Annotated in this window: 5 protein-coding genes and 1 pseudogene; 5 read left to right on the top strand and 1 reads right to left on the bottom strand. The window is 64.8% G+C overall.

Translation table 11 applies throughout. The features are described from left to right. Nucleotides 1-509: pseudogene (locus EGJ34_RS22225) on the bottom strand (hypothetical protein); the annotation flags it as partial. Nucleotides 510-1,078: 569 nt separating this feature from the next. Here EGJ34_RS22225 and EGJ34_RS11365 point away from each other — a divergent pair. From EGJ34_RS11365 to trpD, 5 genes are all read left to right on the top strand, one after another. Further along, nucleotides 1,079-3,022 (top strand): XVIPCD domain-containing protein, encoded by a 1,944-nt coding sequence (locus EGJ34_RS11365; protein WP_125360587.1) that lies wholly within the window; start codon nt 1,079-1,081, stop codon nt 3,020-3,022. 194 nt (nt 3,023-3,216) lie between these two features. Further along, on the top strand, nt 3,217-4,692 hold the full coding sequence (gene trpE / locus EGJ34_RS11370) for an anthranilate synthase component I (protein WP_125360588.1): 1,476 nt from the start codon (nt 3,217-3,219) through the stop codon (nt 4,690-4,692). A gap of 60 nt (nt 4,693-4,752) precedes the next feature. After that, entirely contained in the window at nt 4,753-5,535 is a 783-nt protein-coding gene (locus tag EGJ34_RS11375) for an SIMPL domain-containing protein (protein WP_125360589.1), read from the top strand. A gap of 3 nt (nt 5,536-5,538) precedes the next feature. After that, nucleotides 5,539-6,117, top strand: a complete 579-nt coding sequence (locus tag EGJ34_RS11380; RefSeq protein WP_125360590.1) for an aminodeoxychorismate/anthranilate synthase component II — start codon at nt 5,539-5,541, stop codon at nt 6,115-6,117. Nucleotides 6,118-6,149: 32 nt separating this feature from the next. Beyond that, nucleotides 6,150-7,129: anthranilate phosphoribosyltransferase (gene trpD / locus EGJ34_RS11385; protein ID WP_125360591.1), on the top strand; the 980-nt coding region annotated here is incomplete at its 3' end.

Raw genomic sequence — 7,129 nt, forward strand, 5'->3', positions numbered from 1 at the left:
TTTACGTTCTCCCACTGATTTCCGCTGATGAATGCCTGGAAAAGGAGCGTTTCGTTATTGACGTTCCTGATATTCGGATCGCCACCGTGCTTGAGGAGAAGAGCGAGATAGCGGGGGTCGTCCATCATCGCCGCGAACACCATGGCGTTGTTGAAGTGGATCATCTCGCCATTCATGTGTTTTGACTCGCGCGCATTCGGATCTGCGCCAGCCTCAAGCAACGCATTCAACCCGCCGAGGCTTCGGGCGCGGAGTGGCCAAGCTATGAGGGGAATGCCATCGCGGCTTGCAAAAGTTGTGTCGGGATTCACCCCCTCTTCTTTAATGAGGCGGGCGATGGTGTCGGAATCGCCACTTTCGGAGGCAATCGCCAACTGCAGGGCTTTTCCCTGGAAGTAGTCGCCCGCGCCGTGCGCTGAGGACGCGGCACAGCCGCTTGCAAGGAAAAGTGTGACCCATGCCGCACTTAGAAGCGCTTTTGCCATCAAGTTGTGAACACTGGAGCGCATGATCGTCCTGATGTGAAACCCCTGATGGGGTGACATTAGCAAACTGTTCTGTTATTCGATAAGCATCGCGGACCTGGGGCCGCGTCCTTCACAGAGCAAAGGAGTTTGCCATGAGCGGTCCGGAGATTGAGGCGCGTACGCGCGTTGTCCAAGCGCAGAAGGAACTTGTGCAGCAACTTCGCGACAGCGGAAATAACCGGGAAGCTGATCGCCTCCAAGAGACGTATCACGCTCGCGAAATGTCGGGTCTGGCTGCGGACGTTTACAGATCCGCAAACCGTGAAGGGGCCCCACCTGCAGGGTGGACGCGCGCGAGTTCCGATCCCTCAGCTCTTCGTGCGGCAGGGATCAATCTCTCAGACCAGGAAATTCGTGAAGCGCTCCAGCCGCGATATTCGGGGTTTCGCGCGGAGATATATCTGCCCGACAAGGCGGTATTCGGAGAGAACGCCAAGCCCGTCGTCGTATACAAAGGGTCCACAGGGCTGATCGTCGACCCTTCTGCTCCAAGCGGCCGCCGGGAGTCCGGGGCCGAAGACTTCCTGAACAATGGGCAGCAAGGTATCGGGATGCGTAGTGATTACTACGATCGCGCCATGGGGCTTGCAGCACGGTTGGACAGAGTCACTGCCGGCAACTTCGAAATCGCCGGCCACTCCCTGGGTGGCGGTATGGCCTCGGCCGCTTCCGCCGTCACTGGTGCCCGCGCCACCACCTTCAACGCCGCCGGCCTGCATCCGGATACCCCCGCACGCTTCGCCAAAGAAAACGGCCTGCCAACCTTCAATCCGCAACAGACCGTGCACACCTACCAGACAGCCGGCGAGGTGTTGAATGACGTACAGAACGGCATGCAGAAGCTCAACGACGAGCAGCGTCGGGGCTACGGTGTGCTTGCCAATGAAATGGGCATGCTGCTGAAAGAGCCGGCCATGCAGACGCTGGTCGGCGACAGGCTGCGCGAAATGATGCCTGCGGGTGCGCAGACCTCCGCCGCGCAGTTCGTCGAACAGCTGGCAACCAAGCCCGGGCAGGAGGCGCTGCGCAACATCCCGGTGGCGGCAGGCAAGCTTGAGCTGTTGCTCGACTCCAAGATGGTCGACAAGAACGACAGAATCGTCGACCGCCCGAATGTGGCGGCACCCAGCCAGGTCGCCGAGCTGGCCGGCCCGCTGTCGCATGCGCTGCATGCCACGGGTTACGGTATGCGGGGTGGCCGCATCGTCGGCGAGCAGGTCGAGCGGGCGGGCGCAGCCGGTGCGCACGTGCTGGACAAAGTAGGCGATGGTGCCGAGACCGTGCTCAAGACCCAGGGCATGGCGATTGGCCAGGTGGTGAACTTCGGTTCGGCCACCATGCAGGTGAGTGCCAAGGCGACTACTACCGTGATTGCTACCGGGCGTGAGCTGACCGGCGGCATCGAGGCCACGGCGCACCGCGTCCAGTCGCGCGTGCATTCAGGAAGTGCGTCAGCGCTGTCCTGGTTCACCGACAAGATTGGGCTGGACAACTTCTCCGATAGGTTGGCCAAGGACGCGGAGCATGCCCGCAACGACGGCGAGCACCGCGCCCAGAACGCGACCCGCCATGCGCAGTCCGATGCCGACGGCATTCGCGGGGTGGGTGATCGCACTGCCGCGGCTATCGGACACAACGGGCAATGGGTGGCCGGCAAGCTGCAGAATGGGTTTGCCACCGCCGGGGCCTACGTGGACAGTGGCTACGATCTGGCCGCGTCCCGCGTGAAGGGCATCAGCTCGCACGCTCCGGCTGCGTTCGCCACCCTGGGTGGGGTCGGCGTGGGCCTCACAACGGCTGCAGCCACCCATGTGCCGTTGGGCGCTCCGCCGATAGCGCATCACAACCTATCCAACCTTGCCAAGTCGGCGCGCCTGATTGGCGAGCTCGGCCCCTCCTTCGGCGAATCGGCTGCCCGCCACGCCATGGGCGATACCGTCATCCCCAGTCTAGACTTCGAACTGAACAAGCAGGAAGCCGCCGCCCGCCAACTGCTCGAGCAGCACCAGCGCATCCAGCATCCCAACGACGGCCGTCAGGCCGGCCTGAACGCCGAGCCGGCGTCGCTGGGGGTGGGCATCAACGACCCCAGCCATCCGGACTTCAAGCTGTTCAAAGGCGCGCAGACCGGCGTGCATGCACTGGACGTGGCCCACAACCTTACCCCGGACCTGCACAGCGACCAGTTGGCCGGCGCGCTGGTCTGCAAGGCCAAGCAGGGTGGACTGGAGTCCATCGAGCATGTCCTGCTCAGCACGGACCGCACCCGCGTGTTTGCCGTCGACACCCAGGACACCACCTCGGTGCACCGCAAGCTGGCCCAGGTCGACATTGCCGAGGGCCGCCAGCAGCCGCTGAGCGTCAGTACCGAGCAGGTCGCCGAAGTAAACCGCCAGCAGCTGGCCCAGGCCGCCCCCGACAAACAGCAGGCGCAGGAGCTCGACGCCGCCCAGCGCGACCAGGAACAGCAGGCCGCCGCCCGTCGCATGGGCTGATCCCCGGCCGAGCCGGTCTCCCGCCTGAGCCTGCGTGCCCAGGCGGGTTCCCCTGGCCTCGGCCTTGGGGTACAGTCCCCGGGTGTCCATTCTGACGACCCCGCATACCCTTTCTTCCGCTCGCCGTGGTTGGCGATGGTGGCCTGTTGCCGTCGTCCGTCCCGCCACCACCGTTTCCCGGAAGGAAAGTCGTCTTGATCACGCTCGAGCAGTTCCAGCAGCAGGCCGCTGAAGGCCATACCCGCATCCCCGTTGTCCGTGAAGTGCTGTCCGACCTGGACACGCCGCTCTCGGTGTACCTGAAGCTCGCTGACGGCCCGCATACCTACCTGTTTGAATCCGTCGAAGGCGGCGAGCGCTTCGGTCGCTATTCCATCATCGGCCTGCCGGCGCGTCGGGTGTATGCCTTCCACGGCCACACCCTGACCGTGCGCGAAGCCGGACAGGTCGTGGAAACCCGTAAAGTGGCCGATCCCTTCGCCGAAGTGGAAGCGCTGCGCAGCGCCCATTCGGTGCCCAAGCTGGCCGGCCTGCCGGGCTTCACCGGTGGGCTGGTGGGCTGGTTCGGCTTTGAATGCATCGGCTACATCGAACCGCGGCTGGCCCCGCCGCGCGGCCGCGATGAATTGGGCACGCCGGACATCCTGCTGCTGCACTCGGAAGACCTGGCGGTGTTCGACAACCTCAAGGGCCGCCTGTATCTGATCGTGCACGCTGACCCGCGCCAGCCCGGTGCCTTTGATGAGGCACAGGGCCGCCTGGATGCGCTGGTGGCCAAGCTGCGCGCCCCGGGCGCAGGCTATCCGGCTCCGATCACCCGCGACGTGCTGGACGAAAACGACTTCGTTTCCGGCTTCACCCGCGAAGGCTTCATTGCCGCGGTGGACAAGTCCAAGGAATACATCCGCGCGGGTGACATCTTCCAGGTGGTGCTCAGCCAGCGCCTGAGCGTGCCGTTCAAGGCGCGTCCGGTCGATGTGTACCGCGCGCTGCGTGCATTGAATCCGTCGCCGTACATGTATTTCCTCGACACCGGTGACGTGCAGGTGGTGGGGTCCTCACCGGAGATCCTGGTGCGCCTGCAGGACGGCGAGGTCACAGTGCGTCCCATCGCCGGCACCCGCCCACGCGGGGCCACGGTGGAAGAAGACAACGCGCTGGAAGCCGAGCTGCTGGCCGACCCGAAGGAACGCGCCGAGCACCTGATGCTGATCGACCTCGGCCGCAACGATGCCGGTCGCGTCTCGCAGGCCGGCACCGTGGAAGTGGGCGAGCAGTTCGTGATCGAACGCTACAGCCATGTCATGCATATCGTCAGCGAAGTCACCGGCCGACTGCAGCCGGGCCTGAGCTACGCCGACGTGCTGCGCGCTACCTTCCCGGCCGGCACGGTCAGCGGCGCACCGAAGATCCGCGCGCTGGAAGTGATCCGCGAGCTGGAGCCGATCAAGCGCAATGTGTACGCCGGCAGCATCGGTTACATCGGCTGGCACGGCGACGCGGACACCGCCATCGCGATCCGCACCGCGGTGATCAAGGACGGTCGCCTGCACGTGCAGGCCGGTGCCGGCATCGTCTATGACTCGGACCCGGGCAAGGAATGGGACGAGACCATGAACAAGGGTCGTGCGCTGTTCCGCGCCGTGGCCCAGGCCGCCAAGGGCCTGTAATGCCGGGCTCTGCCCGGCAGCGCCCCTCCAGTTTTTCTCACCCAGGACAAGGAGTACCGCATGAAGCTGTTGAACGTTCTGCTGTGGTCGTCGCTGCTGGCCATGGTGGCCCCTTCGGCATGGGCGCAGGCCAACACCATTCCCTCGCAGCCGCACCTGCTGGTGAAGGGGGAGGGACGCAGGACGGTCATGCCGGATCGGTTCGGGCTGAGCCTGCGGCTGGAAGAGACTGACATGGACGCCGATGCTGCGCGCCGACGCGTACAGGAAAACGTGGTGCGGGTGCTGGCATTGTTCAAGCAGTACAAGGCAGTCGACGGCAGCGTGCGCGCGGACAACCTGCAGATCAACCCCGCCAACGAATATCAGCAGAACAAGCAGGTCTTCATCGGTACACGTGTGTCGCGAACCTTGCGCGGCAGCTTTGCCAGCCCGCAGCAGCTGCAGGCGTTCCTGGCTGCGCTGAAGGCCAGCGCGGTGGTGCAGGTCAGCAGTCTGACGCCGAGCTACTCCGGCGAAGTGGCGCTCCGGCGTGAACTCAAGGGCGAGGCGGCTGCACAGACGCGGGAATCCGCCCAAGGGCTCGCCAAGGCATACGGCACCCGTCTGGGCGGCCTGTACAGCATTTCCGACGTGGCCCCGGATTTCGCCTACGGCATTCAAGCGGGCGACTGGCCGCAGTCGGGAGCCCATGACGGCGATGACAGCCTGGACCGGATCGAAGTAACCGGTAGTCGCGGCATCATGCCGGCACCCGCTCCGGCCGGCGAGCTGGTCGAGGCTGGCTCCATCACGTACACCGAAAACGTGTACGCCATTTTTCTAATCCAAGACGGACCCTGATCCATGTTGTGGATGATCGACAACTACGACAGCTTCACCTACAACCTCGTGCAGTACCTGCAGACGCTGGGGGCCGAGGTCAAGGTGGTGCGCAACGACGCGATGAGCGTGGACGAGATTGCCGCGCAGCGCCCCGAGCGCATCGTGATCTCGCCCGGTCCGTGCACGCCCAACGAAGCGGGCGTCTCGCTGGAGCTGATCCAGCGGCTGGGGCCGACCACGCCGATCCTCGGCGTATGCCTGGGTCACCAGAGCATTGGCCAGGTGTATGGCGGCGACGTGATCCGTGCCGGCAACATCATGCATGGCAAGACGTCACCGATCCGGCACCAGGGCAAGGGCGTGTTCGCCGGCCTGCCGGACCGTTACCAAGCGACCCGTTATCACTCGCTGGTGGTCGACAAGACCACGCTGCCGGACTGCCTGGAAGTCACCGCCTGGACCGAGAACGACGACGGCTCCATCGAGGAGATCATGGGCCTGCGTCATCGCGAACATCCGGTTGAGGGTGTTCAGTTCCATCCCGAATCGATCCTTACCGAGCACGGCCACGCCCTGCTGAAGAATTTCCTGCAGCGCTGAGCCGCGCTGCCCGCATCACAAAGGACACCCGCATGACCTTCTCCCCCCAGGAAGCCCTGCAGCGCACGATCGAGCACCGCGAGATCTTCTTTGACGAGATGATTGACCTGATGCGCCAGGTGATGCGTGGCGAAGTCACGCCGGTGATGACCGCCGCGATCCTGACCGGCCTGCGGGTGAAAAAGGAAACGGTCGGCGAAATCGCCGGCGCGGCCACGGTGATGCGTGAGCTGGCGCTGGCCGTTCCAGTGCAGGACAAGACCCACCTGGTCGACATCGTCGGCACCGGCGGCGATGGCTCGCACACCTTCAACATCTCCACCTGCGCGATGTTCGTGGTGGCGGCGGCCGGAGCCAAGGTCGCCAAGCACGGCAACCGCAGCGTGTCGTCCAAGTCCGGAAGCGCCGATGCGGTCGAAGCGCTGGGCGCGGTGATCGAGCTGCGTCCGGAGCAGGTCGCGCGCGCGATTGAAGACACCGGCATCGGCTTCATGTTCGCCCCGATGCATCACCCGGCCATGAAGGTGGTCGCACCAGTACGCCGCGAAATGGGCGTGCGCACCATCTTCAACATCCTCGGCCCGCTGACCAATCCGGTCGGGGCCACCAACGTACTGATGGGCGTGTTCCATCCGGATCTGGTCGGCATCCAGGCGCGCGTGTTGCGTGAGCTGGGAGCCGAGCGGGCGCTGGTGGTGTGGGGGCGCGACAACATGGACGAGATCTCGCTGGGAGCCGGCACCCTGGTGGGCGAACTGCGTGACGGCAAGGTGCGCGAGTACGAAATCCATCCCGAAGACTTCGGCATCGCCATGTCGGCCAGCCGCAACCTGAAGGTGAGCGGCCCGGAGGAGTCCATTGCCATGCTTCGTGGCGTGCTCGACAACGAGCCCGGCCCGGCGCTGGACATCGTTGCACTCAACGCTGGTGCGGCACTTTATGTGTCCGGAGTCGCCGACAGCATTGCCGACGGCCTGGCCCGCGCCCGCGCGGCCATTGCCGACGGCAGCGC

Source organism: Stenotrophomonas sp. 278 (genome assembly GCF_003935715.1).
Classification (GTDB): domain Bacteria; phylum Pseudomonadota; class Gammaproteobacteria; order Xanthomonadales; family Xanthomonadaceae; genus Stenotrophomonas; species Stenotrophomonas maltophilia_AH.